Consider the following 23,922-nt stretch of genomic DNA (forward strand, 5'->3'; position numbering starts at 1 on the left):
AGCCCTGCGCGCCGGGATCAGCCGCGCATCGGCCGATCGAGTAATCATCTGTGCGCATAGAGTAGTTGTGGTGTGATGCTGGATACCAACACGGGCACCGGGGGATCCCCTGCGCGGGTCAATGCCTCACACTCGTGTCCTGTGAGTTCCCAACCGATCCCGACCCGTGTCGTGCTGCTCGCGGGCCCCTCCGGCTCCGGCAAGTCCTCCCTGGCCGCCCGCACCGACCTTCCGGTGCTGCGCCTGGACGACTTCTACAAGGAGGGCGACGACCCCACGCTGCCGCTGGTACCGGGCAGTTCGGACATCGACTGGGACTCCGCACAGTCCTGGGACGCGGATGCGGCGGTCGCCGCCATCACGGAGCTGTGCCGCACGGGACGTACGCACGTCCCGGTGTACGACATCGCCACCAGCTCCCGGATCGACCGCGAAGCATTCCACATCGAGCGGACGCCGCTGTTCGTGGCCGAGGGCATCTTCGCGGCGGACATAGTCGAGCGATGCCAGGAACTGGGTGTCCTGGCGGACGCGCTGTGCCTGCGCGGCCGCCCGACGACGACGTTCCGCCGCCGGCTGCTGCGGGATCTGCGCGAGGGCCGCAAGTCCGTGCCGTTCCTGCTGCGACGGGGATGGCGGCTGATGCGCGCGGAGCGGCGGATCGTGGCACGGCAGACGGCGCTGGGTGCTCACCCGTGCGGGAAGCAGGAGGCGCTCGGGCGCCTGGCGGCGGCTGCGGCAGGGCGGTGCCGCCGCGCACCGGTGGCGCGCGAGGTGGCGTAGCCGGTCGGGCACCGGTGACTCACGCGTCCCGCAGCCTCAGGACCAGCCCCCCGCCCAGCAGCGCGGCCACGGCCCATCCCGTGAGCACTCCCAGCCCTGCCCACGGGCCGATGGGCAGGCTGTCGGCACCGATCGTGGACTGAATGGCGAGCCCCGCCGTCATCGGGGCGATCTGCTGCAGGTGCCGGTGCCAGTCCGGGTCGGTGACCAGCTGCGTGAGGATCGGGAGGACGAAGAGCAGGCCGAGTACGACGCCGACCGCAGCCGCCGGGTCCCGGACCGCGGTGGCGGCGCCGAGGGCGAGCAGGGCGATCAGCACCAGGTACAGCACCGACCCGGCCGCCGCGCGCAGCGTCGCACCGTCGGCCGGGGACAGCATCGCCTGGCCCTGCGCCGTCGTGAAGCCGTTGCCCGGCAGGATCAGCCCCGCCGCAAGCAGGCAGCCGAACACCGCGACCGCCCCGGCGACCAGCACCACCCCCGCGAGGACGACCGACTTCGCCGCCAGGACCGTGGACCGGCGCGGTGTCGCCGTCAGGGTGGTGCGCATCATCCCCGTGCTGTACTCGCCGCCGATCATCAGCACGGCCAGGACGGCGACGACCGTCTGCCCCACATGGATCCCGGTCAGACCGAGCCTGACGACGTCCTGGTGACAGTCCGTCGACGGGCACTCGGCGGCGGCAGCCGTCGCGGCACTGACCGCCACCGTGAGCACGACAAGGGCAAGGAGCAGCCACCCCGGGGCCGTCACGGTGCGCAGCTTCGTCCACTCCGCGTGCAGGGTCTGCTTCATGCGTCCCTCCGGCGCATCATGAGCACCGCCGCGCCCAACGCGACAGCCGTCCACCCGCACAGCACCGCGAAGCCGCCCCACGGCGGCAGCGGGAAGTAGCCGAAGCCCGGTGTGTAGTCGCTGTCCACCTGCGCGTACTGCGGCATGTTCTGCTGAATGGCGAAGCCCGCTGCCGGGGTGACACGCAGCAGCCACTGCGAGGGCCCGGCCGGCAGGATCGAGGCGGTCGCGAGGATGTACGGCAGGACGATCGCCGCGAACACCAGGGTGACCGCCCCGGCGCTGCGCCGCAGTACGGTGCCGACAGCCATGGCGAGCACCGCGGTGACCGCGAGCAGGGCCGCCGTACCGGCCACCACGCGCAGCTCCGTGAGCGTGCCGACCGGGAAGTCGAAGCCGCCGGGGCGCACCAGCCATTCACCGAGCAGCACCGCCGCGGCCGCGGCGGGCAGCCCGGCCGCAAAGGTCACGGCAGCGAGGACGACGGCTTTCGCGGCCGGCGCCCTGCCCCGCCGCGGGCTCGCCATGAGAGTGGTGCGGATCAGTCCGCGCCGGTACTCGGCGGTGATGAACGTCGCCCCGACGACGATCACCAGGATCAGCCCGACGAACGTGCCGGCCAGGCTGCGCTCGATGGTCTGCCCGCCCGCGGTCATGGGCCCGCCCACGGCCGGTGCGATGTCGCCGGACCCGGTGACGGTGAACGTGTCGCCCGCCCGGCGGAACGTGCCGTCCGACGCGAAGTCGTCGGCAGGTCCGCCCATCTGCTCACCGTGCCACGCCGCGTCCCCGGACTCCGCGCCGCTGAGAGCGACGTGGTCGAAGACAGCGGTGGCCCGGGTGGGCGCCCCGCGGTTGCTCAGCCCGCCGAACTTCTGGCTCGTCGACTCCGTGGCGGGCGGCGAGGCGGCGAACATCCCGGCCTGCATCTGCGACGGCAGTCCGGTCAGGCGCGCGCGGCCGACCGCGGTCCAGCGCGCCCCGTCGGCCGACCGGTAGCCGGTCACCGTGTCCCCGGACCGGGTCAGCCGCAGCCAGTGCGGGGACGCGGCGGAGACGGCGCCGGGGGCACCGGCTGTGTCATGCGTGTAGTTGTGCTGCATCCGCACGCCGTGCCCTGCGGTGGCCATGACGGCCGCGTACGCAGAGCCCGCCCGGTCGCCCGATTTCAGGACGATCCCCGCCTTCGCCCACGGCGGCAGCCCGCCCTTCGTACCGTCCGGGGCCAGTGACGTGATCCGTACGGTGATGCTGCCGTCCCCGGTCAGCGGCTGGTGCACGAAGTAGAACCGGTCCGTCACGGCCTCGCCGCCCGGACCCCTGGCACCGGTACAGGGCTGGTTCGGCTCCTCGCAGGTGGGCCGCCCGGTGGGGGCGCCGATCAGCCCGATCAGTACGATCACCAGCGCCGCGGCCGCGAGTCCGGCGACCCAGCCCCGTACCGTACGGAACTTGGTCCACTCGGCCCGCAGTTGCTGGGCGAACCCGGCGTGTACGGCCGGCGTCCCGGGGCGGTACGACGTCGTGGTCAGGGTCATCGGGCCGGCTCCTCGGCCGCCGCGGCGCGGAACTCGACCGCGTCCCGGGTGAGTTCCATGTACGCCTCCTCCAGTGTCGCGCGGTGCGCGGACACTTCGGAGAACGGCACCCCGCTCTCACCGAGCAGCGTCACGACGTGCTCCGCCGCCAGCCCGGAGACGGTGAGTGTGTCGCGGTCGGTGGCCGCCACGGTGGCTCCGGCGTACGCCAGCGCCGTCATCGCCTCCGACCGAGCCGAGGTCCGCAGCGTGACCCGGTCGCCGGACGCGGTCCCGATCAGTTCGCGCACGCTGGTGTCGGCGATGACCCTGCCGCGTCCGACCACCACCAGATGGTCGGCGGTGTCCTGCAGTTCGCTCATCAGGTGGCTGGACAGCAGCACCGCCCGGCCCTGTGCGGCCAGCGCGCGCTGGAAGTCGCGCATCCACACGATGCCTTCCGGGTCCAGGCCGTTGAACGGCTCGTCCAGCATGATCACCGGCGGGTCGCCGAGCAGTGCGGCGGCGATCCCGAGGCGCTGTCGCATGCCGAGCGAGAAGCCCGCCGTGCGGCGCCCGGCGACCGGCCCCAGACCGGCCTGCTCGATGACGTCGTCGACCCGCCGCGCGCCGAGGCCCTGCGAGTGGGCCAGCCACAGCAGATGGTTGCGGGCGGTCCGGCCCGGCTGCAGTGCGGCGGCGTCCAGCAGCGCCCCGATGTGGTTCAGCGGGTTCCGCAGGTTCCGGTACGGCTGACCACCAATCAGCGCGGCGCCCTCGTCGGCCGAGTCCAGGCCGAGGATGACCCGCATCGTGGTGGACTTGCCGGCGCCGTTGGGGCCGACGAAGCCGGTGACCTGTCCGGGCCTGACGGTGAACGTCATCCCGTCCAGCGCGGTGGTCGGCCCGTAGCGCTTGCGCAGGCCGGTGACTTCCACGGTTGCTTCCATGTCCGGCAGGCTAAACAGCCAGGTGCCCCGCGGTCGTCACGCCGGACAGCGACTTCCGCCCTCCCTGGCACGAGGGATGTCCGGCGCCACGGGTCCCTCATGAGAGGGATGCCGGGGCGCGCCACCTGCGGCAAGAATGACGGACGTGGACGAGCACCGGCGGAGCGGACGGGCCGAGCGGGGGCGGCGCATCGGCGTCGGCCCTCGTACGCCTGCCGTGGCCGGGACGGTCCTGGCGCTGCTCGCGGTGACCGAGTCGTTCGCACGGACGGCGGACAGCGGCGTCACGGTCCGGTTCGCCCTGCTCATCGGTCTGCTCGCGCTGGCCACCACGCTGCCGTCGGCGTTCCTGAGCCCTGCCGCGGCCGCCGCGTCGGTCACCGCGGCAACCGTGCTGTCGCTGGTCCCGTTCCGCTCGCTGACCGTCGCGGGACTCTGCGCCCAGCTGGTCGTCCTGCACCGGCTGGGCCGTGCCGGCTCACCGCGGTCGGCGGCGCTCCTCGCCATGCCGTTCCTGCCGCTCGCCCTCGCCCGGCTCGCCCCGGCGCACTCCGAAACCGGCGTCCTCACCGTGCTGCTGGCCTCGCTCGCCCCGGTCGCGGCGTGGTCGGGCATCGCCCGCCGGGCCCGCGGCGAGGCACTCACCCACAGCGCCGCGCACCGGGCGATCACCAGCACCCTGCTCGAACACACGGCACGCGGCGAACGCGCCCGGATCGCCCGCGAGTTGCACGACGTCGTCGCCCATCACATCTCCATAATCGCCGTCCAGGCCGAGACGGCCCGGCTGACCACCCCCGATATGCCCGCCGCCGGTGCGCAGCGGCTCTCGTCGATCGGCGACACCGCGCGGGCGGCGCTGACCGAGATGCGCCGGCTGCTCGGCGTCCTGCGCGAGGACACCGGGTCCGATACGGCCGACCGGCAGCCGCAGCCGGGCCTGCGGCAACTGGTCGACCTGCTCGACGAAGCCCGGGACGCGTCCGGGACGGGCACCCGCCTCATCGTCCGCGGCCGGCAGGCGGCGCTCGACCCGGGCGTCGAGCTCGCCGCGTACCGCATCGTCCAGGAAGCCCTCACCAACGCCCGGCGGCACGCACCGGGCGCCGCCGTCGACGTGGAACTGCACTACACCGCCGGCACCCTCGCCCTGCGCATCCGCGACAACGGACCGGGCCCGCCGCCCGAGCCGTCCGCGGGCGGCCACGGCCTGTCCGGCATGCGCGAGCGTGCCGCCGCGGTCGGCGGCGAACTGCGCACCGGCCCCGCGCACGGCGGCGGCTTCCTCGTCGAGACCGTACTGCCGACCCACGCGGAGAGCACCGGATGAGCACCGAGCCACAGCCCGCCGTACGGATCGTCGTCGCCGACGACCACCAGGTCGTCCGTACGGGCTTCGCCGCCCTGCTGGACACGCAGCCGGACTTCACCGTCGTCGGCACGGCGTGCGACGGTGCCGAGGCGGTACGGACGTGCGCCGGCCTCCGGCCCGACGTGGTCCTCATGGACGTACGGATGCCGGGCACGGACGGTATCGAAGCGACGAGACAACTGGCCGCGTCGAACCCGGACGGTCCTCGCATCCTCATCCTGACCACGTTCGACCTGGACGAGTACGTGTACGACGCCCTGCGCGCCGGAGCCAGCGGCTTCCTGCTCAAGGACGTCACCGCGGAGCGGCTCTTCGACGCGGTGCGTGTCATCGCGGCCGGCCAGGCCCTGCTGGCACCGACAGTCACCCGCCGCCTGATCAGCAAATTCGCCACCCAGCACCGCACGCCGGACCCCGTACCCGCGGCGGTGCTCGCAGCACTCACCCCCCCGGGAGACCGAGGTCCTGCGCCTGGTGGCGGAGGGCCTGTCCAACCCCGAGGTCGCGACGCGCCTGCTGATCACGGAGGAGACGGTGAAAACGCACGTCAGTCGAATCCTGGCCAAACTGGCCCTGCGCGACCGGACCCAGGCGGTGGTGACGGCCTACGAATCGGGCCTGGTCGTCCCGGGCTCCCAGGGCAGAGCCCCGAATCCAAGGCCGTCGCGCGATTGAGGACCGGGGTCCGGGGCAGAGCCCCGCGAGGTCCCTCTGCTCTCCCCGCGCCCGCCCCGCCCCGGACGCACCGCAGGGCCGGACAGGACCCCCCGGCCCATCCGACCCCGCTGCGTTCCCCCCGTAAGCCCGCCGCTTCCCCCGAAGCAGCAGTCTCCGGATCCCCCCGGATCCCCCGCTGCCTTCAGGCCACCAGCTCGCCGAAGGACTCCTCCTCGTCACGGCCGAAGCTCAGCACCTCGTCCTCGCGCAGCCGCCGCAGCGACCGCCAGATGCTCGACTTCACCGTGCCGACACTGATGTCGAGGATCGACGCGATCTCGGGGTCCGTGCGCCCCTCGTAGTACCGCAGGACCAGCATCGTGCGCTGGAGTTCCGGCAGCCGCGCCAGCGCCTGCCAGAGCACGGCGCGCAGTTCCGTACCGCGCATCGCGTCCGTGTCGCCCACCGTCTCCGGCAGTTCCTCGGTCGGGTATTCGTTCAACTTGCGTCGGCGCCACGCGCTGATGTGCAGATTGGTCATGGTGCGGCGCAAGTACCCGCCGACCGCCGCCTTGTCACTGATCCGGTCCCACGCCCGGTACGTGGAGAAGAGGGCGCTCTGCAGCAGGTCCTCGGCCTCGAACCGGTCACCGGTCAGGTGGTAGGCGGTTGCGTACAGGGAGGCGCGGCGCTCCTGGACGTAGGCCGTGAACGCCGCTTCGGCGTCCGAGCTCTCCGTCCGGGACGTCCGCTCCCCCGTGACCTCCCCGTACACGGCTCCCCCGCCGGCTGCCGCAGGTGCGTCGACCACCGTCATACAGGACGTGTACTGACGCCCGGCGACACGAACGCACCCCCGGCCTCCCCCGAGCTCTCGGTTCCGCTCCAGCAGGGAGGCACCCCCTCCGGTGCCGGACTTCTCGGTGCCCCTGCCGACGTCGTGGAGACGCGTGACAACTGCGCTTGTGGTCGTGCTGTGCAGTGCGTTCATCCCGCGCCCCCCGTCGGTGGAGTCCGTCCGTCTCCTTGTGAGAATGAGCTTGCCCGGGCTGTTTCATGGCGTTGTCCGCCGACTGTCACAGACCTGTCACAGGTCCTCCCACGGGTGCGCCGGACGTATGAGAGCGCTTCAAGTGTCGAACTGAAGCTCCACCATGGGCCAGAATGACCCCCGTGCCTTTCCTGCTGCTGATCGAGGACGACGACGCCATCCGCACGGCCCTCGAACTCTCGCTGTCGCGCCAGGGCCACCGTGTGGCCACCGCGGCAACGGGAGAGGACGGCCTGAAACTGCTGCGCGAGCAGCGGCCGGACCTGATCGTGCTGGATGTGATGCTGCCCGGTATCGACGGTTTCGAGGTGTGTCGCCGCATCCGGCGCACCGACCAGCTGCCGATCATTCTGCTGACCGCGCGCAGCGACGACATCGACGTCGTGGTCGGACTGGAGTCCGGCGCCGACGACTATGTGGTGAAACCCGTGCAGGGCCGGGTGCTCGACGCCCGGATCCGCGCGGTGCTGCGCCGCGGCGAGCGCGAGTCCACGGACTCGGCGACGTTCGGGAACGTCGTCATCGACCGTTCCGCGATGACCGTGACGAAGAACGGGGAGGACCTGCAGCTCACGCCGACCGAGCTGCGGCTCCTGCTCGAACTGAGCCGTCGCCCCGGGCAGGCCCTGTCGCGCCAGCAGTTGCTGCGGCTGGTCTGGGAGCACGACTATCTCGGTGACTCCCGGCTGGTCGACGCCTGTGTGCAGCGGCTGCGCGCCAAGGTGGAGGACGTGCCGTCCTCACCGACCCTGATCCGTACCGTACGCGGCGTGGGCTACCGGCTGGACTCGCCTCAGTGAGTGCTGCCACCAAACGCAGCCCGCTCGCCGGACTTCGCTGGACCAGTCTGCGGCTGCGGCTCGTCGTCGTGTTCGCACTGGTGGCGCTGACCGCCGCGGTGTCGGCCTCGGGAATCGCGTACTGGCTCAACCGCGAGGCGGTCCTGACGCGGACGCAGGATGCGGCGCTCGGGGACTTCCGGCAGGAGATGCAGAACCGGGCGGCTTCGCTGCCGCTGCGCCCGACCAAGGACGACCTGCAGAACACCGCCGTGCAGATGGCGAGCAGCAGCCCCGGCTACAGCGTGCTGCTCGTCGACAAGCGTGACGGCGGCAAGCCGATCGTGGGCAACTCCGACCTGGACTCGTTCACGCTCGACAACGTGCCGCTCTCTCTGCAGCGGCAGGTCAACCGGAAGCAGCCGGTGGAGGCGGGCAACAAGTACGCGTACCACCTGTTCTGGCAGCGGACCTCGATCCGCGGTACGCCGTACCTGGTGGCCGGCACGAAGATCATCGGTGGTGGTCCGACCGGCTACATGCTGAAGTCGCTCGACCAGGAACGGCAGGATCTCAGCTCCCTCGCGTGGTCGCTGGGGATCGCTACGGCTCTCGCCCTGGTCGGCTCCGCGCTGCTGGCGCAGGCTGCCGCGACGACGGTGCTGCGGCCGGTGCAGCGGCTCGGTGACGCGGCGCGCAAGCTGGGCGAGGGGAAACTCGACACCCGCCTCGTGGTGTCCGGCACCGATGAACTCGCCGATCTCTCCCGCACGTTCAACAAGGCCGCGAGTTCGCTGGAGAAGAAGGTCGCGGACATGAGCGCGCGGGAGGAGTCCAGCCGCCGGTTCGTCGCCGACATGTCGCACGAACTGCGGACCCCGCTCACCGCGATCACCGCGGTCGCCGAGGTGCTGGAGGACGAGGCCGACAGCCTCGACCCGATGATCGCGCCCGCCGTTCACCTGGTGGTCAGCGAGACCCGGCGGCTCAACGACCTGGTGGAGAACCTGATGGAGGTCACCCGCTTCGACGCGGGTACCGCCCGGCTCGTCCTCGACACGGTCGATGTCGCCGACCAGGTCACCGCCTGCATCGACGCCCGCGCCTGGCTGGACGCGGTGGATCTGGACGCCGAGCGCGGCATGATGGTCCGCCTCGATCCGCGCCGGCTCGATGTGATCCTGGCCAATCTGATCGGCAACGCGCTGAAGCACGGCGGTTCGCCGGTACGGGTCGCGGTACGGACCGACGGCGACGAACTCGTCATCGAGGTGCGCGACCACGGCCCCGGCATTCCCGAGGACGTCCTGCCGCACGTCTTCGACCGTTTCTACAAGGCCAGTGCGTCCAGGCCGCGTTCGGAGGGCAGCGGGCTGGGTCTGTCGATCGCCATGGAGAACGCGCACATCCACGGCGGTGACATCACCGCGGCGAACTCGCCGGACGGCGACGGCGCGGTGTTCGTCCTGCGGCTGCCGCGCGATGCCGAACAGCTCACCCGCACCGCGCAGGATCACGACGCGGAGGTCCAGGACGAGGAGGGCGGCGCGACGTGATGCGCAGCAACCGTGGGACGCGCCGGGCGCGCCGCTCGGCCGGGGCGCTGGCCGGCGCCGTCGTCTGTGCCGTGCTGGCCGCCGGGTGCGGGATCAGGACCACCTCGGTGCCGGTCGACGCCGGGGCCGCGCCGTCGCGGGTGCCGTGTTCGATGTCCGCGGAGGACGTCAGCGCAGAGGCGTCGAAGGGCATCCCGGTCCAGATCTATCTGGTCTGCGCCTCGCAACTGGTCACGGTGGACCGCGCGGTGCAGGTCCGCGACGCGAAGTCGGACCGGATCCGGGTGGCGCAGGCCCTCCTCGACGAGCTGCAGCGGGAACCGGCCGGCGATGAGCGCCAGGCCGGCTTCTCCACGACCGTGCCGACGACGCTCCGGATCAGCGAGGCGCGTCGGGGCGATCCGGCGGCCGCGCTGCGGCTCAGTGAGCAGCCGGAGGACCTGCCGTCGGAGGCGCTGGCGCAGATCGTGTGCACCTACGCGGAGAGCGAGTCGCTCGCCCCGGACGGCACGGTGATGCTCGGCGGACCGGGGAACTACGCACCGCGCGGCTATCTGTGCACTTCGGAGACGAAGGCCCGGCCGAAGTCCGTGCCGACGCTCGGCGCGCTCGAGCTGCCCTGACGGCCTCCCCCGCGACAGGGAGTGGATCGGCGAGCGGCGTCATGCGGCTTCGATGGCGAGGCGGAGGACGGAGTCGACGCGGATCATCGGTGACCGACGACGACGCCGCAAGCGGAGCCGCAGGGCGTCGGGAGCCCCCTCCCTGTCGCGGGGGAGGCCGTGAGCCCGCCGCCTGTCGCGCCGCCCCGCCCGGGTTTCCTGGGGCGGGGGCGGAACCGATGCCGCCAGTAGGGGCGTCTTGGGGGGCGTGGGTCAAGGTTCGGACGGCCAGGCCGTCATCCGCTTCCGCGCGGCCGGGGGGTTTCTCCTCCTCGCGCATCTGCTGCTGGTCGGGTGGCTGACTCTGCGCCCGCTGGACGTCCCGTGGGTGACAGCCGCGAATCTTCAACCGCTCGCCGGCATCAGGGCGGACCTGTCCCTCGGCCCGGCCGAGGCGGCGCACCGGATCGGTGAGGGACTGTTGTTGCTGGCACCGCTGGGGGTGCTGCTGCCGATGGCCGGGGGCCGGCTCCACGTCTCCCCCTGGGCCTCGCTGGCGCGTACGGTCGCCGCCGGGTCGCTGATCTCGCTGACCATCGAGCTGGCGCAGACCGGGGTGCCGGGGCAGGTCGTCGATGTCGACTCGCTGCTGCTGAACACGGTCGGGGTGGCGTTGGCCCATCTGCTGGTGGTGCCGGTGTTCCGGAAGCGGCTGCGCCGCCGGAAGCAGGAGCAGCTGCTGCGGGGAGCGATTCCCCGCCAGAGGGAGGAAAGCTCTCAGGGGTCGACCCCGACGATTTCCAGGGTCGGTATCGCACCGTAGAGCGACGCCTTGCCCCCGTTCGTGGAGCCACCATGGAGACATCGGGAGCACGACGGAGCTGCTCCCCAGCAGACGGTTCGCGAAGGAGCCCACCATGGCCGCACTTGCCCGCCCCCGTGACGGACGCATGATCGGCGGAGTGTGCGCAGCGCTGGCACGGCGCTTCGGCACGTCCGCCGCGACCATGCGCGTGATCTTCCTGGTCTCTTGCCTGCTGCCCGGCCCGCAGTTCCTGCTCTACCTGGCGCTGTGGCTGCTGCTGCCGGCCGAGAAGTCGTCGGCGGCGACCGACTGGTAGGCGGCGTCCGGCGGATCATGGCCGGACATCCCCTCGTCCCTGGACGCACGCGTGGGGCGGACACCCGGTCCGGGTGTCCGCCCCACGTGCGTGGGTGCGGGGGGGGTCAGCCGCCGAGCGGGAGAGCGTTGGTCGACAGACCGTTGGCCTTCACGCCGCCGGCGGGCAGTCCGCCGAGCAGGCCCTTGAGCGGTGAGGTGGCGTCGTGGACGACCTTCGTCTGACCGCTGCCGAGGAGCTTCGTGGCCGTGTCCTGGACCGGCCGGCTCTGGGTGGCGGTCCCCAGCGCGGAGCCGAAGGGGGTACCTCCCTGCTCGAGCGGAGCCGAGAACTTGGGGGAGGGCAGCGCGGACGCGGCGTCGACGGGCAGCGCGGACGCGGAAGCGGTTCCGGCGGCGGCAGCGGCGAAAGCGGCGCCGAGAGCGGCGACACCGAAAGTCCTGGCAGCAGACTGCTTCATGTGGAATTCATCCTTGGGGAAGGGGATGTGGGCGACTCTGCAAACTAGTCAGCCCACGACCTGTCCCGCAAACATGCCGGACACGCCGAACGGCCAGGATCTGATCGTCCCGGCCGTTCGGAACAGAGCGCGAATCAGCCCGCGGGGGACGAAGAGCCGCTGGTCGCAGCGGTCTGCTCGAAGAGCCACTCGGACTTCAGCCCGGCATATCCGGGCTTGATCACGTCATTGATCATCGCGAGACGTTCATCGAAAGGAATGAACGCTGATTTCATTGCATTGACTGTGAACCACTGCATGTCGTCGAGCGTGTATCCGAAGGTCTCGGTCAGCCGCTCGAATTCCTGGCTCATGCTCGTACCGCTCATCAGCCGGTTGTCCGTATTCACGGTGAGGCGGAAATGGAGCCTCCGCAGCAGCCCGATGGGGTGGTCGGCGTACGAGGCGGCGGCGCCGGTCTGGAGGTTGGAGGTCGGGCACATCTCCAGCGGGATGCGCTTGTCCCGTACGTACGAGGCGAGGCGGCCGAGCGTCACGCTGCCGTCCTCGGCGACCTCGATGTCGTCGATGATGCGGACGCCGTGGCCGAGGCGGTCGGCGCCGCACCACTGGAGCGCCTGCCAGATCGACGGCAGGCCGAAGGCCTCGCCCGCGTGGATGGTGAAGTGGTTGTTCTCGCGCTTGAGGTACTCGAAGGCGTCGAGGTGGCGGGTGGGCGGGTAGCCCGCCTCGGCGCCCGCGATGTCGAAGCCGACGACGCCCAGGTCTCGGTAGCGGTTGGCGAGTTCGGCGATCTCCAGGGCGCGGGCGGCGTGCCGCATCGCGGTGAGCAGGGCGCCCACCCTGATCCGGTTGCCGTCCTGACGGGCCCGGCGCTCACCCTCGCGGAAGCCCTCGTTGACCGCCTCGACGACCTGTTCGAGGGTCAGCCCGGATTCCAGGTGCTGCTCGGGGGCGTACCGCACCTCCGCGTACACGACACCGTCCGCGGCCAGGTCCTCGGCGCACTCGGCGGCCACCCGGAACAGGGCGTCCCGGGTCTGCATGACGGCACAGGTGTGGGCGAACGTCTCCAGGTAACGCTCCAGCGAGCCGGAGTCGGCCGCCTCGCGGAACCAGATGCCGAGCTTGTCCGGGTCGGTCTCGGGAAGGGCTTCGTAGCCCGCGTCACGGGCCAGGTCGACGATCGTGCCGGGGCGCAGACCGCCGTCGAGGTGGTCGTGGAGCAGCACCTTGGGGGCGCGTCGGATCTGGTCGGCGCCGGGCACATGGAGGGTCGGGCTCATCATCTGTGCACTCTAGCGCCTACGCGCGTAGAGCGCCGCGCGCCGATGCGTAACAGTGACCGCGAATAGGGGTGGCGTACACCTCTTCTTCTGACACTGTTCTGTCATGGGACAGCGCGTACTTCCCCTGCCTGCTCCGAGGCTGGGACGGGCCGTGATGACGGCCGGAGCACAACCTGCGATCAGCGGAGTGGTCCTGCTGCTCCCGGACGGCGAGGCCGACTCGCACCGCCGCCCTTCCTCCCTGTCGTACGCACTGCAGCTGCCGCTCGCCCGGACCCTGGCCCGCGCGGGCCAGGATGACGGGCTGGCCGCGCATGTCGTGCACTACCGCTGCCGGGGCTGGAACGCCACGGACGCGCAGCTCGCGGCGGACGCGGAGTGGGCGGTGGAGGAGGTCGTGCGACGCTACGGCGACATCCCCGTCTGTCTGGCCGGCCACGGCATGGGCGGCCGGGCGGCGCTGCGTGCGGGCGGCCATCCGGCGGTCAACTCCGTGCTGGCGATGGCCCCTTGGCTTCCCGAAGACTCCGCGGTGGAACCGGAGCCGGTGAAGCACCTGCTGGGCCGCCAGGTGTTGCTCGTCCACGGCACGAACGACGCACGCTCCGACCCGGAGTTGTCGTTCCGGCTGGCCCAGCGCGCCAAGAAGGCCAACCGGGACACCTGCCGCTTCGAGGTCCACTCGGACGGCCACGCCCTGCGCCAGCACCGCGCCGAAGTGGTGGCACTGGCCGTGGACTTCGTCCGGGGAGCGCTGTTCGGCCGGGCCTACGCCCGCCCGGTCGCCGACGCCCTGGCGGCGCCCCCGCCCCTGGGGCTGCGGATGCCGCTGGCGGCGGGGTTCGGGCGATCGTTGGGGCGGTAAGGCCAACAATCACTCTTCACCGGATCAGCCGGGCTGCCGAGGGCTGCTGAAGGCTGCTCACTCCGGCAGCAGATGCCCCCGGCGCGACAGCAGGAACTGTTTGAACGCCGCCACCGGAGGTGTGTCCGGGTGGCCGTCCAGCCAGGCCACGCCGATCTCGCGGGCCGCGCGGGGCGCCGTGACCGTCAGTTCGACCACGCCCGGGCGGGCCACCGCCGGGGGCGGCAGCAGGGCGACGCCCAGGCCCGCCGCAACCAGGCCGCGCAGGGTCTCCGCCTCCTCCCCCTCGAACGCCACACGCGGGGTGAAGCCCGCCTCGGCACACAGGTCGTCGGTGATCCGCCGCAGACCGTACCCCGGCTCCAGCGTCACGAACGCCTCGTCGGCGGCCTCCACCAGGCGGATCCGCCTGCGGGAGGCGAGGCGGTGGTCCTCCGGGACGACCAGACGCAGCCGCTGCTCGTCGAGGCGGCGGGCGACCAGGTCGGGGGCGTCCGGGACGGGGGAGGTGAGGCAGAGGTCGAGGCCGCCGGCCCGGAGGCGTTCGATCATCGCCTCGCCGTAGTTCTGCACCAGCTGGAAGCGGACCCGGGGGTGGTCGGCGCGGAAGGAGCGGAGCAGGGCGGGGACGGTCTCGGAGCCCATGGTGTGCAGGAAGCCGAAGGCGACCTTGCCCGCCGTCGGGTCGGCGTCCGCCCGTACCGAGTCCGCGGCCCGCTCCACCTCGGTGAGGGCCCGCTCGGCGGAGCCCAGGAAGGTGCGGCCCGCGGGGGTGAGCGAGACGGTACGGCCCTTGCGGGCGAACAGGGCGACGCCCAGGTCCTGTTCCAGCCTGACCATCGCCCGCGACAGCGTGGACTGCGGGACACCGAGCTCGTGCGCGGCGCGCGTCACATGCTCGTGGCGGGCCACCGCCTCGAAGTACGCGAGCCGCGGCGCGAGCACTGCGCGAATGTCTTCTTCGTAACTACTCGGTGACAGCCGAGGCTGTGAGCTGCGTTCATGCGCCATGGGATTGATTATCGCAAGTTCGTGCATTGGACGCATAAATCAGAGAGATCTACTTTCGAGGTATGCCTCCTGCCAGTACCAAGGCGTCCACCCTCACGCTGGACGCCTCAGCCCCGTCATCGCCCGTCGCGCCCGTTTCCTCCCCTGACCGGCTGGAGCCCGGCCGGCCCGGCTACCGCCGGATGAGCTTCGCGCTCTTCGCCGCCGGTGTCGCGACGTTCACACTCCTCTACTCCACCCAGGCGCTGCTGCCCGCCGTCTCCGCCGGATTCGGCGCCACGGCCGGACAGGCCAGCTGGACGGTCTCGGCGGCGACGGGTGCGCTGGCGCTGTGTGTGCTGCCGATGAGCGCGCTCTCCGAGCGGTTCGGGCGGCGGCAGATGATGACCGCGTCGCTGACGGTCGCGGTACTGGTCGGGCTTCTCGTCCCCTTCGCCCCCTCGCTGGGCTGGCTGATCGCCCTGCGCGCCGTCCAGGGCGCGGCCCTCGCCGGACTTCCCGCCTCCGCGATGGCGTACCTCGCCGAGGAGGTGCGGCCGAAGGCGCTGGTCGCCGCGATCGGACTGTTCGTGGCGGGCAACAGCATCGGCGGCATGAGCGGCCGCATCCTCACCGGCTGGATCGCCCAGCTGTGGGGCTGGCGGGCGGCGCTCGGCGCGGTCGGGCTGCTGGCCGTGGCCTGCGCGGCCGTCTTCCACTTCATGATCCCGAGGGCCCGTCACTTCACGCCCGGTTCGCTGAACCCGAAGGCCCTGGCCAAGACGGTGGGCGGGCACCTCGCCGACCCGCTGCTGCGCAGGCTGTACGCGATCGGCGCACTGTTCATGACGGTGTTCGGGGCGGTCTACACGGTGATCGGCTACCGGCTGGTCGGGGAGCCGTTCCACCTCCCGCAGGGTGTCATCGGCTCGATCTTCCTGGTCTACCTCGTCGGTACGGTGTCGTCGGCGGCGGCGGGCAGGCTCGTCGCCCGGCTCGGCCGCCGCGGCGCCCTCTACCTGGCCGTCTCGACCACGACCGCCGGTCTGCTGCTCTCCCTCGCCGACCAGCTGATCGCCGTACTTCTCGGTCTGGTCCTGATCACGGCGGGCTTCTTCGCCGGGCACGCGGTCGCCTCGTCGTCCGTGAGCCGGACCGCGACGACCGGCCGGGCGCAGGCATCGGCGCTCTACCAGTCCGCGTACTACCTGGGCTCCAGCGCGGGCGGCACGCTCGGCGCGATCGCCTTCCACGCCGGTGGCTGGGCGGGCACGGTGACGCTGGGGCTGCTCGCGGTCCTCGGCGTCGTCTCGATCACGCTGTACGGGTCACGGGTCGCCCGCGCCGAGCGGCGGTGCCTCGTCCCGATGGCGTCAGTACAGAACTGAGACATACATACGCACAACCACCGGCTCCCCTTCGCGCGTCTATCAGGCGTAATCAACGCACTGCGGCGCGAAGGGGAGTTGGCGTACATGGCAGTCGTAGGGAACAGACGGGGAGTCCGGACACGGCGCGCGGTCGCGCTGTCCGTCGCCGGGCTGATGGCGGCGCCCGCGCTCGTCCTGGGCGGTGGCACGGCGGCGCAGGCGGCGTCCTGCACCACATCCACCGGGCCGTACCAGAAGCAGGTCGAGAACTATCTGCACCGACCGGTCGACGGGAAGCAGTCGGCCGCCGACTGCACGGCGATCCAGTCCTTCCAGCGTACCTACGGGGTCACCCCTGACATCGGGTACGCGGGACCGGTCACCTGGCGGACGATGAAGACGCTCACGGCCCAGAAGGCGGCCGGCACGAACCCGAACAAGGACAGGAAGTGCCCCACGAACAAGGGGCGCATCGCGTGTGTGGACCTGACCCGGCAGCTGAGCTGGATCCAGGACGGATCGAAGCTGAAGTTCGGTCCGGTGCCGATCCGCAGCGGGCGGAACGGGTACGAGACGCGCACCGGTTCGAAGAAGATCTACCTGCGGCACATCAACCACTGGTCGTCGCTCTACCACGTGTGGATGCCGTACTCCCAGTTCTTCGACGGCGGGCAGGCGTTCCACTCGGTGAATCTGAAGATGTGGAACCCGCCCGGCTCGCACGGCTGCGTCAACATGCGGGACGCGGACGCGAGGACGTACTGGAACCTGCTGAAGAACGGCGACGACGTGTACGTGTACGGGCGCAAGCCCGGAACGTGACCGGATTCGGGGACGTGGCCGGAGAGCGGGCGGCCTCGGCGCTTCCCGCCCCCGTTGTCAGTGGCCTGCGGTAGCTTCCGAAGTGCCGAAGTGAGCGGCGTCACAGCGCAACAGGGGTGGAACGATGAGTGATCTGACGGCACCAGCGGATATCGACAGCCGTCTGGAGGGGCACCGGGTCGAGCTCACCGGATACTGCTACCGCATGCTCGGCTCCGCCTTCGAGGCGGAGGACGCGGTACAGGACACGCTGGTGCGCGCCTGGCGGAACTTCGACAAGTTCGAGGGCCGTTCCTCGCTGCGCTCCTGGCTGTACCGGATCGCCACCAACGTCTGCCTGGACATGCTGAACGCGGGGAAGAAGCGGGCTCGCCCGGTCGACCTGACGGGCCCGACACCGCTCTCCCGGGCCGCGCTCAACCCGCTCCCGGAGAACACCTGGCTGGAGCCGATGCCGGACGGGCGGATCCTGCCGTCGGTGGCCGACCCGGCCGAGGCCGCGGTGGCGCGGGAGTCGGTGCGACTCGCGTTCGTCGCCGCGTTGCAGCATCTGCCGCCCAAGCAGCGGGCCGTACTGATCCTGCGCGAGGTACTGGCCTGGAAGGCGAGCGAGGTCGCCGAGCTGCTCGAAACCTCGGTCGCCTCGGTCAACAGCGCCCTTCAGCGGGCGCGCGCGACCCTCGCGGACCGCGAGGGTCTGACCGCCGACACCGCCGATCCGCTCGACGAGAAGCAGCGCAAGCTCCTCGATCGGTACGTCGCGGCCTTCGAGGGGTACGACATGGCAGCGCTGACCGCGCTGCTCCATGAGGACGCCGTGATGACCATGCCGCCGTTCGACCTCTGGCTCCAGGGGCACGACGACATCACCGGTTTCATGCTCTCCATGGGCGCGGGCTGCGCGGGCTCGCGGCTGGTGGCGACGGCGGCGAACGGCACCCCGGCGTTCGCGCACTACAAACCGGATCCGGACGGTCCGGGGTTCGTGCCGTGGGCGGTGCAGGTCATCGACATCTCGGAGGGCTCCATCACCGGGATGCACTGCTTTCTGGACACGCCCCGCTGGTTTCCGCTCTTCGGCCTGCCCGACCACCTCGAGGCCGAGGCGGCGTGACGCGGCGGCCGCGACTGCGGCACGCGCTGGTGGCGGGCTGGGTGGTGCTGGCGCTCGGCGGCTGGGGGGTCACGCAGTGGCTGGGTGAGCCCGTCGCCACCGAAGGGCCCGGCCCGGTCCGTCCCCCTGCCCCCGGCGCCGAACCGGAACCGCAGCCGGAGCACTGGTACGACGGCGCCTGCGCCGACGACGCGAAAGCGACGCCGACACCACACCCCCCGGCCTCGGCAGCCCGCCGGTCGCGGTGGTCTGCACGCGGGCCGGCTGACGCCGGGGAGCGGGGCCGGGCACCTCAGAGGCTGTCGGGCTGCCTCTGATCGGGCGGTCGTGCCCTGGCACGCACGCTCCGGGCCCCGCCCGCTTCCCGGTCAAAGGCAGCCCGACAGCCCCTCAGCCCTGCTCCCCCAGGTTCACCACATCGGCCAGCCCCACCAGGTCCAGCAGATGCTGCAGCTGGGGTGGCACATTGCGCAGCCGCAGCCGTCTGCCACCCGCCCGGCGTGCGACGAGCCCCAGCCGCGCTATCGCCTCGACCAGGGCCAGATCCGCCTGGACGATCCCGCCCACGTCGCAGTCCACCCCGGCGTCCGGGTCGCGGAGGGCGCCCTCGGGGTCGTACAGCAGCGACTCCAGCTCGGCGCAGAGTCCCGGCACCGCGGCCCGCGTGACGCGGCCGGTGACGACGAGAACGATCGGGGTCATGGCTTCCACATCGGGGAGACCGGCCCGGCGGCCGAAACTCATCGCTGCCCGCTTGCGCACTTTTCCGGCGCCCCGGCCCGGCGCACGCCCCGTATCCGCCCAGTGGCTGCTCCCACCCGTCCCTCGGCCGCCCGGCCGGCAAGGGCACCAATCGATGAACTTCCGTCAACTCCCGTCAACTGTGCGATTTCTGTGAACCATCTCGATCAATTCCCCCTCTAGGTAAGCGAACCGGTCGGCACCGGCGACCCATTCGGTGCCGACTGACCAGTGGCCCCTCAGGGGGCCGCCTGATTCTCCAGGGGGAGAGTTGCGCAGACACGTGAGAAACGCGTGTGTATCGACCATCGCCACGGCGGCCGCCGTGGCGCTCGCAGCCGGGATGACCACCCCGGCGATGGCACAGCCGGAGCAGGTCCGGCCGGCGGGGACGAAGTCCCTGCCCCGCCATCAGCTGACGCTCATCACCGGCGACCGCGTCTCGGTGGACGCCAAGGGCCGGGTCGTGGGCTTCCGGCCCACGAAGGACCGCGAGCAGATACCCGTACAGCGGCACGTCCGCAACGGGCACACGTACATCATTCCGACCGACGCCCACCGGCTGATCGGCTCCGGCAAGCTCGACCGGCGGTTCTTCGACGTCACCTTCCTGAACCGTCCGGAGATCCGCAGGTCCCAGCAGAAGGGCCTGCGGCTGATCGTCGGCTACCGGGGCGCACAGACGGACGCCGCCAAGGCCGGCGTCAGGGACACCGGTGACACCTCGGTCGGCCGGACCCTGAAGTCGCTGAACGCCGAGTCGGTGATCACGCCCAGGAGCGACGCCGAGGACATCTGGCAGGCGCTCACCGTCAAGCAGTCCCGCAGCGTCGAGCGCACCACGGCACCCGGAATCGACCGGGTCTGGCTCGACGGCGTACGCAGGGCGAGCCTCGACAGGAGCGTGCCGCAGATCGGCGCGCCCGCCGCCTGGAAGGCCGGGTACACCGGCAAGGGCGTCAAGATCGCCGTCCTGGACACCGGTGTGGACGCCACCCACCCGGACCTCAAGGGCCAGATCCTGGCGACGAAGAACTTCTCCACGTCGGCCGACACCAAGGACCGGGTCGGGCACGGCACCCATGTGTCGTCGATCGCGGCCGGTACGGGGGCCAAGTCGGGCGGCAAGTTCAAGGGCGTGGCGCCGGATGCCAAGCTGCTTGAGGGCAAGGTGCTCGACGACGACGGCTACGGCACGGACTCCGGCATCGTGGCCGGGATGGAGTGGGCGGCAGCGCAGGGCGCCGACATCGTCAACCTGAGTCTCGGCGGTCTCGACCAGCCGGGGATCGATCCCCTGGAGGCGACGGTCAACAAGCTGTCGGCCGAGACCGGCGTACTGTTCGCCATCGCGGCGGGCAACGAGGGCGACGGCGCCGGCACGGTCAACTCCCCGGGCAGTGCGGACGCCGCACTGACCGTCGGCGCCGTCGACGACAACGACAAGCTGGCCGACTTCTCCAGCCGTGGTCCGCGCATCGGCGACTCAGCGATCAAGCCCGATGTCACCGCCCCCGGCGTGGACATCACGGCGGCCGCGGTACCGGGCTCGCTCATCGACCGGGAAGTCGGCCAGAAGCCGGCCGGCTACACCACCATCTCCGGTACGTCGATGGCGACCCCTCATGTCGCGGGCGCCGCGGCGCTACTCAAGCAGCAGCACCCGCAGTGGCGGAGCACAGAGCTGAAGGGGGCCCTGACGGCCTCCGCCAAGCCGGGCGCGTACACACCGTTCGAGCAGGGCACGGGCAGGATCGCCCTCGACAGGGCGATCGGCCAGAGCGTCATCGCCGACCCGGTCTCGGTCGGATTCGGTACGCAGCAGTGGCCGCACACCGATGACGCCCCGGTCACCAAGCAGGTGACATACCGCAACCTGGGGACGACCGACGTCACCCTCTCGCTGGCGGTGACGGGTCTCAATCCGAAGGGCAAGCCCGCCCCGGCCGGTTTCTTCGCCCTGGGGGCGAACGAGGTCACCGTCCCGGCGGGCGGCACGGCCGAGGTGCCGCTGACGGCGAACACCCGGCTGGGCGGCACGACGGACGGTTCGTACTCCGCGTATGTCGTGGCGACCGGTGGCGGCCAGACCGTCCGCACGGCGGCCGCGGTGGAGCGCGAGATCGAGTCGTACGACGTGACGCTCAAGGCCATCGGCCGCGACGGCAAGGCGCCCGCGGCCGCGAGGGCCGACCTCTCCGGCCTCGACGACGCGATCTCCGACGTGTGGCTCATGCCGGAGATCACCAACGGTTCGTTGAAGCTGCGGGTGCCCAAGGGCCTGTACACACTCAGCGCGGACCAGATGCTGGGCTCGGACGACACCTACAAGGGCGGCGACTGGTTCGCCCAGCCGAAGCTGAACGTCACCAAGAACACCACGGTGACGTTCGACGCCCGCACGACCAAGCCGGTCAGCATCACCCTGCCCGTGAAGGGGCTCACGCCCGGGTACGTCGCGACCGGCTTCACGATCGACGACAGAGACCACTCGATGTCCTACAACTACGCCGTGCCGGACCAGAAGAACTTCCGCACCGCGCACGTCGGCCCGAAGGTGACCGACGGCTCGTTGTCCCAGCACTGGATGGGCACCTGGTACAAGGGTGCGTCGAGCGAGTACGACATCGCGCTCGGCGGCCTCCCGGTGACCCGGCTCTCCAGCGGCTACACCCGCACCCTGACGGCCAAGCAGTTCGCCGCGGTGAAGGTGACCATGGGGGTACCTGGTGTGAGCCGCAAGACCGGTGAGATCAACGCATGGGGCAGCTTGCCCGACGAAGGCGGGTCATTCTCCATGCCGGTGCCGCAGAAGCTTCCCGGCACGCGCACGGTCTATGTCTCCACCGTCGACAAGGCCAAGTGGAGCTTCGACTTCGGACAGAACGGCGGCCGAGACGACCAGGGCTGGCCGATCCGTGAAACCATGTACTCGCTCGGCGCCGAACAGGCGTTCACCGGTGGCAAGACCTACACCAAGACCGTCAACACCGGTGTCTTCGGGCCGCGGATCGGCAAGAGCGACGGCATCCTCCGCGAGGGCAACGAGCTGTCCGCCATTCTCCCGCTGCACGCGGACGGCAAGGGCCACGATGGCTACACGGACTACACCTCGGTGAAGACCGTCCTCTACCGCAACGGCAAGAAGTTCGCCGAGAACCAGGACCCGCTCTTCGGTTTTGAGCCGTTCGTCGTCCCGGCCGCCTCCGCGGACTACAAGCTGACGACCTCGGTCCGGCGCAGCGCCAGGATCGGCACCCTGTCCACCCGCATCGACGCGAGCTGGACCTTCAAGTCCAAGAGGGCCGCCTCCGCGAAGCTCCCGGCGTCCACGGTCCGCTTCACGCCCAATGTGACGCTGGACGGCAGGGTGACGGCGGGCAGGACCGCTTCGGTGCCGGTGACGGTGCAAGGTTCAGCCGCCGGTAAGAACCTCAAGTCGCTGACGGTGTATGTCAGTTACGACGCCGGTAAGACCTGGAAGAAGTCCACGGTCAAGTCGGGCAAGCTCTCCGTGAAGAACCCGGCCAAGGGCAAGTCCATCTCGTACCGGGCCAATGTCACGGACAAGCAGGGCAACAAGTCGTCGGTGTCGATCTACAACGCGTACTTCGGCAAGTAGGCATTCACAGGTGAGCCGGTAGGCGCACCGCCTGCACGAGAGCGGCCCGCCGGGGCGGATTCCTCCACCCCGGCGGGCCGTTCGCGTTCTCGGACAGTCCTACGCGATGCGCTCGCGCACCACCGGGGTCGGCGTGAACTCCGTGCCGGCCGGGGCGATGTCGTACGACGAGGGCAGCGCCTGGAGCGCGTAGGCGAACTTCTCCGGGGTGTCCGTGTGGAGCGTCAGCAGCGGCTGGCCCTCGGTCACCGGGTCGCCCGGCTTGGCATGCAGTTCGATGCCCGCGCCGGCCTGCACCGGGTCCTCCTTGCGGGCCCGACCCGCACCGAGGCGCCAGGCGGCGACGCCGATGTCGTACGCGTCCAGGCGGGTCAGTACGCCGGAGGACGGCGCCGTGACCACGTGCTGTTCGCGGGCGACCGGGAGCGCGGCGTCCGGGTCGCCGCCCTGGGCGGAGATCATCCGGCGCCAGACGTCCATCGCGGAGCCGTCGGCCAGGGCCTTCTCCGGGTCGGTGTCCTTGAGTCCGGCCGCGTCCAACATCTCGCGGGCGAGGGCCAGGGTGAGGTCGACGACGTCCTTCGGGCCGCCGCCGGCCAGCACCTCGACCGACTCGCGCACCTCCAGGGCGTTGCCCGCGGTCAGGCCGAGCGGGGTGGCCATGTCGGTGAGCAGCGCGACGGTCCGCACTCCGCTGTCGGTGCCCAGCGCGACCATGGTGGAGGCCAGTTCGCGGGCGTCCTCGATGGTCTTCATGAAGGCGCCCGAGCCGACCTTGACATCCAGGACGAGCGCGCCGGTGCCCTCGGCGATCTTCTTGGACATGATCGAGCTGGCGATCAGCGGGATGGCCTCGACGGTGCCGGTGACATCGCGGAGCGCGTACAGCTTCTTGTCGGCGGGGGCGAGTCCGTCACCGGCGGCGCAGATCACGGCGCCGGTGGTGTCCAGGACGCTCAGCATTTCCTCGTTCGAGAGGTGGGCACGCCAGCCGGGGACGGACTCCAGCTTGTCGAGCGTGCCACCGGTGTGGCCGAGCCCGCGGCCGCTGAGCTGCGGCACGGCGGCGCCGCAGGCGGCGACCAGCGGGGCGAGCGGCAGGGTGATCTTGTCGCCGACGCCGCCGGTGGAGTGCTTGTCGGTGGTGGGCCGGGAGAGCGACCGGAAGTCCATGCGCTCGCCGGAGGCAATCATCGCGGCGGTCCAGCGGGCGATCTCCGTACGGTTCATACCGTTCAGCAGGATCGCCATGGCCAGCGCGGACATCTGCTCGTCGGCGACCTCGCCGCGGGTGTACGCGTCGATGACCCAGTCGATCTGCTCGGGGGTCAGCTCGCCTCGGTCCCGCTTGGTGCGGATGACGGAGATGGCGTCCATGTCCTGGGAGTCCTTCCGGCCGGTACGTATGTACGCAAGAGTCCTGAATGACTCTACGCGCATAGAGGGTGGATACGGGTGTGGCCCT

21 protein-coding genes and 1 pseudogene are annotated in these 23,922 nt (G+C 71.1%); 13 read left to right on the top strand and 9 right to left on the bottom strand.

Annotation, left to right across the window (positions count from 1 at the left end):
- The first annotated feature begins 75 nt into the window (after positions 1 to 75).
- A complete protein-coding gene (locus OH809_RS16685; RefSeq protein ID WP_406421637.1) occupies positions 76 to 783 on the top strand; it encodes a uridine kinase in 708 nt (235 codons plus the stop codon).
- Between the two features lie 19 nt (positions 784 to 802).
- Here the strand turns inward: OH809_RS16685 and OH809_RS16690 are convergent, their stop codons facing one another.
- From OH809_RS16690 to OH809_RS16700, 3 genes are read right to left on the bottom strand one after another with little or no spacing between them, the layout of a single operon-like run.
- Complete coding sequence (locus OH809_RS16690) at positions 803 to 1,579, bottom strand: ABC transporter permease subunit (protein ID WP_406421636.1); 777 nt, start codon at positions 1,577 to 1,579, stop codon at positions 803 to 805.
- A complete protein-coding gene (locus OH809_RS16695; protein WP_406421635.1) occupies positions 1,576 to 3,117 on the bottom strand; it encodes an ABC transporter permease subunit in 1,542 nt (513 codons plus the stop codon). Before OH809_RS16695 ends, OH809_RS16690 begins: the two co-directional genes overlap by 4 nt.
- A complete protein-coding gene (locus OH809_RS16700; protein ID WP_406421634.1) occupies positions 3,114 to 4,046 on the bottom strand; it encodes an ABC transporter ATP-binding protein in 933 nt (310 codons plus the stop codon). Before OH809_RS16700 ends, OH809_RS16695 begins: the two co-directional genes overlap by 4 nt.
- Before the next feature lie 145 nt (positions 4,047 to 4,191).
- Between OH809_RS16700 and OH809_RS16705 the strand changes: the two genes are divergently transcribed.
- A complete protein-coding gene (locus tag OH809_RS16705) occupies positions 4,192 to 5,376 on the top strand; it encodes a sensor histidine kinase (RefSeq protein WP_406421633.1) in 1,185 nt (394 codons plus the stop codon).
- Positions 5,373 to 6,093: pseudogene (locus OH809_RS16710) on the top strand (response regulator). The gene OH809_RS16705 and the pseudogene OH809_RS16710 overlap by 4 nt, the downstream one beginning before the upstream one ends.
- Before the next feature lie 184 nt (positions 6,094 to 6,277).
- On the opposite strand, the gene OH809_RS16715 reads toward OH809_RS16710, so the two are convergent.
- Positions 6,278 to 7,066 carry a SigE family RNA polymerase sigma factor gene (locus OH809_RS16715; RefSeq protein WP_406421632.1) on the bottom strand — a complete coding sequence of 263 codons (789 nt, stop codon included), beginning with the start codon at positions 7,064 to 7,066 and terminating at the stop codon, positions 6,278 to 6,280.
- A gap of 182 nt (positions 7,067 to 7,248) precedes the next feature.
- Between OH809_RS16715 and afsQ1 the strand changes: the two genes are divergently transcribed.
- The 5 genes from afsQ1 (at position 7,249) to OH809_RS16740 (ending at position 11,184) form a co-directional block, all read left to right on the top strand.
- Entirely contained in the window at positions 7,249 to 7,926 is a 678-nt protein-coding gene (afsQ1, locus tag OH809_RS16720) for a two-component system response regulator AfsQ1 (protein WP_189275392.1), read from the top strand.
- On the top strand, positions 7,923 to 9,461 hold the full coding sequence (locus tag OH809_RS16725; RefSeq protein WP_406421631.1) for an ATP-binding protein: 1,539 nt from the start codon (positions 7,923 to 7,925) through the stop codon (positions 9,459 to 9,461). The genes afsQ1 and OH809_RS16725 overlap by 4 nt, the downstream gene beginning before the upstream one ends.
- Positions 9,461 to 10,084 carry a hypothetical protein gene (locus OH809_RS16730; RefSeq protein ID WP_406421630.1) on the top strand — a complete coding sequence of 208 codons (624 nt, stop codon included), beginning with the start codon at positions 9,461 to 9,463 and terminating at the stop codon, positions 10,082 to 10,084. Before OH809_RS16725 ends, OH809_RS16730 begins: the two co-directional genes overlap by 1 nt.
- Positions 10,085 to 10,331: 247 nt before the next feature.
- A complete protein-coding gene (locus OH809_RS16735; RefSeq protein WP_406421629.1) occupies positions 10,332 to 10,886 on the top strand; it encodes a VanZ family protein in 555 nt (184 codons plus the stop codon).
- 94 nt (positions 10,887 to 10,980) lie between these two features.
- On the top strand, positions 10,981 to 11,184 hold the full coding sequence (locus tag OH809_RS16740) for a PspC domain-containing protein (protein ID WP_406421628.1): 204 nt from the start codon (positions 10,981 to 10,983) through the stop codon (positions 11,182 to 11,184).
- A gap of 106 nt (positions 11,185 to 11,290) precedes the next feature.
- Here the strand turns inward: OH809_RS16740 and OH809_RS16745 are convergent, their stop codons facing one another.
- Positions 11,291 to 11,644, bottom strand: a complete 354-nt coding sequence (locus OH809_RS16745) for a hypothetical protein (RefSeq protein WP_406421627.1) — start codon at positions 11,642 to 11,644, stop codon at positions 11,291 to 11,293.
- Positions 11,645 to 11,778: 134 nt separating this feature from the next.
- Positions 11,779 to 12,933 carry an adenosine deaminase gene (locus OH809_RS16750; protein ID WP_406421626.1) on the bottom strand — a complete coding sequence of 385 codons (1,155 nt, stop codon included), beginning with the start codon at positions 12,931 to 12,933 and terminating at the stop codon, positions 11,779 to 11,781.
- Positions 12,934 to 13,120: 187 nt separating this feature from the next.
- Here OH809_RS16750 and OH809_RS16755 point away from each other — a divergent pair, with 187 nt between their 5' ends.
- Complete coding sequence (locus OH809_RS16755) at positions 13,121 to 13,798, top strand: alpha/beta hydrolase (protein WP_406425154.1); 678 nt, start codon at positions 13,121 to 13,123, stop codon at positions 13,796 to 13,798.
- A 57-nt stretch (positions 13,799 to 13,855) separates the two neighbouring features.
- Here the strand turns inward: OH809_RS16755 and OH809_RS16760 are convergent, their stop codons facing one another.
- On the bottom strand, positions 13,856 to 14,809 hold the full coding sequence (locus OH809_RS16760; protein WP_406421625.1) for a LysR family transcriptional regulator: 954 nt from the start codon (positions 14,807 to 14,809) through the stop codon (positions 13,856 to 13,858).
- 62 nt (positions 14,810 to 14,871) lie between these two features.
- On the opposite strand from OH809_RS16760, the gene OH809_RS16765 reads away from it, so the two are divergent.
- From OH809_RS16765 to OH809_RS16775, 3 genes are all read left to right on the top strand, one after another.
- The gene (locus OH809_RS16765) at positions 14,872 to 16,176 is read left to right on the top strand and encodes an MFS transporter (RefSeq protein WP_406421624.1); all 1,305 of its coding nucleotides are present in this window, start codon (positions 14,872 to 14,874) and stop codon (positions 16,174 to 16,176) included.
- 87 nt (positions 16,177 to 16,263) lie between these two features.
- Positions 16,264 to 16,980: a L,D-transpeptidase family protein gene (locus tag OH809_RS16770; protein WP_406421623.1), complete on the top strand. Its 717-nt coding sequence runs from the start codon at positions 16,264 to 16,266 to the stop codon at positions 16,978 to 16,980.
- A 124-nt stretch (positions 16,981 to 17,104) separates the two neighbouring features.
- Positions 17,105 to 18,094, top strand: coding sequence for a sigma-70 family RNA polymerase sigma factor (locus tag OH809_RS16775; RefSeq protein ID WP_406421622.1), 990 nt, complete (start codon positions 17,105 to 17,107; stop codon positions 18,092 to 18,094).
- Positions 18,095 to 18,484: 390 nt separating this feature from the next.
- Here the strand turns inward: OH809_RS16775 and OH809_RS16780 are convergent, their stop codons facing one another.
- The gene (locus tag OH809_RS16780) at positions 18,485 to 18,838 is read right to left on the bottom strand and encodes an STAS domain-containing protein (RefSeq protein ID WP_406421621.1); all 354 of its coding nucleotides are present in this window, start codon (positions 18,836 to 18,838) and stop codon (positions 18,485 to 18,487) included.
- A gap of 280 nt (positions 18,839 to 19,118) precedes the next feature.
- Between OH809_RS16780 and OH809_RS16785 the strand changes: the two genes are divergently transcribed.
- Positions 19,119 to 22,457 carry a S8 family peptidase gene (locus OH809_RS16785; protein WP_406421620.1) on the top strand — a complete coding sequence of 1,113 codons (3,339 nt, stop codon included), beginning with the start codon at positions 19,119 to 19,121 and terminating at the stop codon, positions 22,455 to 22,457.
- A gap of 99 nt (positions 22,458 to 22,556) precedes the next feature.
- Here the strand turns inward: OH809_RS16785 and OH809_RS16790 are convergent, their stop codons facing one another.
- On the bottom strand, positions 22,557 to 23,834 hold the full coding sequence (locus OH809_RS16790) for a thymidine phosphorylase (protein WP_406421619.1): 1,278 nt from the start codon (positions 23,832 to 23,834) through the stop codon (positions 22,557 to 22,559).
- Between the last annotated feature and the right edge of the window lie 88 nt (positions 23,835 to 23,922).

Origin of the sequence: Streptomyces sp. NBC_00873 (genome assembly GCF_045207415.1) — a bacterium.
Taxonomy (GTDB): Bacteria; Actinomycetota; Actinomycetes; order Streptomycetales; family Streptomycetaceae; genus Streptomyces.

Coding starts and splice junctions, on each gene's coding strand:
- OH809_RS16685 (WP_406421637.1), top strand. CDS start 76: ATGCTGGATACCAACACGGGCACCGGGGGATCCCCTGCGCGGGTCAAT.
- OH809_RS16690 (WP_406421636.1), bottom strand. CDS start 1,579: ATGAAGCAGACCCTGCACGCGGAGTGGACGAAGCTGCGCACCGTGACG.
- OH809_RS16695 (WP_406421635.1), bottom strand. CDS start 3,117: ATGACCCTGACCACGACGTCGTACCGCCCCGGGACGCCGGCCGTACAC.
- OH809_RS16700 (WP_406421634.1), bottom strand. CDS start 4,046: ATGGAAGCAACCGTGGAAGTCACCGGCCTGCGCAAGCGCTACGGGCCG.
- OH809_RS16715 (WP_406421632.1), bottom strand. CDS start 7,066: ATGAACGCACTGCACAGCACGACCACAAGCGCAGTTGTCACGCGTCTC.
- OH809_RS16730 (WP_406421630.1), top strand. CDS start 9,461: ATGCGCAGCAACCGTGGGACGCGCCGGGCGCGCCGCTCGGCCGGGGCG.
- OH809_RS16740 (WP_406421628.1), top strand. CDS start 10,981: ATGGCCGCACTTGCCCGCCCCCGTGACGGACGCATGATCGGCGGAGTG.
- OH809_RS16745 (WP_406421627.1), bottom strand. CDS start 11,644: ATGAAGCAGTCTGCTGCCAGGACTTTCGGTGTCGCCGCTCTCGGCGCC.
- OH809_RS16750 (WP_406421626.1), bottom strand. CDS start 12,933: ATGATGAGCCCGACCCTCCATGTGCCCGGCGCCGACCAGATCCGACGC.
- OH809_RS16760 (WP_406421625.1), bottom strand. CDS start 14,809: ATGGCGCATGAACGCAGCTCACAGCCTCGGCTGTCACCGAGTAGTTAC.
- OH809_RS16765 (WP_406421624.1), top strand. CDS start 14,872: ATGCCTCCTGCCAGTACCAAGGCGTCCACCCTCACGCTGGACGCCTCA.
- OH809_RS16770 (WP_406421623.1), top strand. CDS start 16,264: ATGGCAGTCGTAGGGAACAGACGGGGAGTCCGGACACGGCGCGCGGTC.
- OH809_RS16775 (WP_406421622.1), top strand. CDS start 17,105: ATGAGTGATCTGACGGCACCAGCGGATATCGACAGCCGTCTGGAGGGG.
- OH809_RS16780 (WP_406421621.1), bottom strand. CDS start 18,838: ATGAGTTTCGGCCGCCGGGCCGGTCTCCCCGATGTGGAAGCCATGACC.
- OH809_RS16790 (WP_406421619.1), bottom strand. CDS start 23,834: ATGGACGCCATCTCCGTCATCCGCACCAAGCGGGACCGAGGCGAGCTG.